This window comes from Corallococcus sp. CA053C (genome assembly GCF_003611675.1).
GTDB lineage: Bacteria > Myxococcota > Myxococcia > Myxococcales > Myxococcaceae > Corallococcus.
Map to the genome: position 1 here is coordinate 1 of NZ_RAWA01000665.1, position 2,956 is coordinate 2,956.

General features: G+C 72.3%; 3 protein-coding genes. All 3 read left to right on the forward strand.

What is annotated here, in order from left to right; genetic code table 11:
• Positions 1 to 849 (forward strand): hypothetical protein (locus D7V97_RS45105; RefSeq protein ID WP_158623570.1); only part of this gene is annotated, 849 nt, incomplete at its 5' end.
• A 161-nt stretch (positions 850 to 1,010) separates the two neighbouring features.
• Positions 1,011 to 1,691, forward strand: coding sequence for a CHAP domain-containing protein (locus D7V97_RS41815; RefSeq protein WP_158623571.1), 681 nt, complete (start codon positions 1,011 to 1,013; stop codon positions 1,689 to 1,691).
• 129 nt (positions 1,692 to 1,820) lie between these two features.
• Positions 1,821 to 2,714, forward strand: coding sequence for a biosynthetic peptidoglycan transglycosylase (locus D7V97_RS41820; RefSeq protein ID WP_120616105.1), 894 nt, complete (start codon positions 1,821 to 1,823; stop codon positions 2,712 to 2,714).
• The last annotated feature ends 242 nt before the right edge of the window (positions 2,715 to 2,956 follow it).

Consider the following 2,956-nt stretch of genomic DNA (forward strand, 5'->3'; position numbering starts at 1 on the left):
GCGCTGGGGTTCGCGGTGGGCATGGTGGGCTCGAGCGCCCTGGCCACGCACCTGGGGTGGCCGCAGGCGATGGCGCCCGTGGGGCTGGGCGTGACGCTGGGGCTGGCGCAGTGGCCGCTGCTGCGGCGCGAGGCGCACGGCGCGGTGGTGTGGGTGGCGGCCTGCGCGGTGGGTTTTGGCCTGGCGGGGCCGGCGGCGGCCTGGGCCGAGCGCGCCCGCAGGGCGGCGTTGCTCGTGAATGAAGTCCCGCGGTTCGAGGTCATCCGTTGGACGGAGCAGGGCATGTCGGTGGTGGCGCTCGGGCTGTGCACGGCGATTGGCGCTGCGTTCCTGCTCGCGAGCCTGCGCACGCAGGTGCTGCCCGGCCCACGCTCGCGGATGCCCGGCGCGGTGGCGCAGTGGGCCGTGCTGGGGCTGTTGCTGCCGCTGCTGGTCGCGCTGGAGGCCCGGGCTCGGTCGGAGGCGCAGGGGAACCCGAGGACGCAGCAGCCCCGCGTGGCCTGTGACCTCCGCATGAATCCGGGCCCGCAGCCCACGCTGCTGACGCCCCCGAGCTCCACCTTCACCGTCGGGTGCGTGACGAAAGGCTGCGGGCCGAGCCAGTCCTACGTCCGTGACCGCGAGCCCCCCAGGGTCGTGGAGGGGAACGACGTCGTCCGTAGTTACCCGCGTCCTCCCAGCTCGCGGCCGGTACGAACCGACGGGCCCGATACCCGGACCCAGGCCTCGCCCCCCGTCGTCCACGACGAGCACCTGTTCGTGCTGACGGGGAGGCGCATGAAGTTGCCGAAGGCAGAAGCGCGGTGGAACAACGCGCAGCAGCCCGAGCCGCAACCTTCCGCGCCCTGAAGCCGAGGGGTGGAGGGAGCACGGCTGCCGTGGGTGGGAACTTCCTTGCCCACCGCATCCAGGCGCCAGCGCCGCGTCCGTCGTGAGGTGGACATGCGAGGCGCGGTGGAGGCCGGGCACGGCCATTGCTCTATCGCGAGCGCATGGGACGAGGCGTGTGGGTGGGCGCGTTGGTGAGCGCGCTGGTGTGGGGGGGCGCAGCGGAGGCCGCGGGCAAGGCGACGGCGAAGCGGGCCGCGCCGGTGGTGCTGGCGGAGCGTGCGCTGTGGCGGGCGAAGTCCTGGGTGGGGCTGACGACGCTGTCGTCGGTGAGCCAGACGATGAACGACGACTGTTCGGGGATGGCGCGGCTGGCCTTCCAGCAGCGCCGGTTGGACCTGCTGCCGGACGACGTGCAGCCGGAGGAGAACGGCGTCACGGCCATCCACCGCAAGGCGCAGGCGCTGGGCATGCTCACGGACGCGCCGACGCCGGGGGCGCTGGTCTTCTTCAAGGAGACGTTCGACCGCAACCGCGACGGCCGCATCAACGATGGGCTCACGCACATCGGCATCGTGGAGCGGGTGGGCGCGGACGGCACGGTGACGTTCGTGCACAAGTCCGGCGGGCTGGTGAAGCGCTCGCGCTTCAACCTCCAGCACCCGGAAGCGCGCCGTGATGAGAAGGGCCGGGTGCTCAACGACTGGCTGCGGCGCAAGGGGAAGAAGACGCGCGCGTACATGGCGGGAGAGCTGGTGGCGGGGTTCGCGGCCGTGGACGAAAGCTGGCGCACGCCCGAGCCGCAGCGCCTGGCCTCCGCGAAGCTCGCCGTGAAGGGTGACGGCAAGAGCCACCGGCGCTAGACACGTCGGGCGATGTCCAAGGTCGAAGCCGAAGGTCCAGAAGACGCCCCGAGTGACAGGCCCGCTGCCAGCGGAGCGGAGCCGGCTGCGTCCGCCGAGCCGACTGCTGCGCCGGCCTCCCCATCGGTCATGGCCGAGGTCGGCCCGGCTGCGTCCACCGCCGAGCCCGCTGCCGCGCCCGCCAGGCCATCGGCGCCGGAGGTCCCGGCCGCGACGCCACGGCGACGTCGGCCGCTGCGCTGGGTGCTGGGGGGCGTGCTGCTCGTGGGGCTGGGCATCACCGGCCACGCGTACGTCACGCTGCCGGATGCGCGGCCGCTGGTGAAGGAGAACCCGAAGACGACGGCGTTGATGGAGCAGCGGGCGGACGAGGCGCGCGAGGCCGGCCGCAAGCCGCGCCGTCGCCAGCAGTGGGTGCCCCTGTCGGCCATCTCGAAGCCTGCCGTGGACGCGGTGCTCCTGTCCGAGGACGCGAGCTTCTACCTGCACGACGGCGTGGACACGGTGGAGCTGGCGCGTGCGGTAGGGCAGGCGGTGGAGGAGGGGAAGCTGGGCCGGGGCGCGTCCACGCTGACGCAGCAGCTGGCGAAGAACCTCTGGCTGTCCACGGACCGCAGCCTGCTGCGCAAGGCGAAGGAGTTGATGCTGGCCCACCGGCTGGAGGAGGCGCTCACCAAGCAGCGCATCCTCGCGCTGTACCTCAACGTCGTGGAGTGGGGGAACGGCGTGTATGGCATTGAAGCGGGAGCCCGCGAGCACTTCGGCGTGTCCGCGTCCCAGCTCTCCGTGGCGCAGGGCGCGGTGCTCGCGGCGATGCTGCCGTCCCCGCGCAAGCGCTCGCCCAAGAGTGGGTCGCGCGCGCTGTTGAAGCACTCACACCGCGTGGTGGATGCGCTCAAGACCTACCGCCGCATCAGCGCGGCGCAGGCGGAAGAAGCACACGCGGAGGTGGACCGGCTGCTTGGCCGCGCGTCCGAGGACAACACCGGCGACGCGGACGAGGCGGACGAGGACGGCAGCTAGCGGGTCATTGCAGGGCAGCGTGTGCAAGTGGCCCGATGCCAGGCGGAATTCCGCTTGGCAGTTGCGGTGTGCTGCGAAGGCCGGCGGGCTCATGAAACCCCTGATCTTCCTCACCGTGGATGCGGAGGGAATCGAACCTGCCGCTTGGCGCTCCCAGACCGGGCCTTGCGGAGTCTCGTGGGAGCCTGTCGGTAGCGTGTGCCCTGGCGAGGTGTGACTGGGGAGGGGCAGGTGGGGGAGTG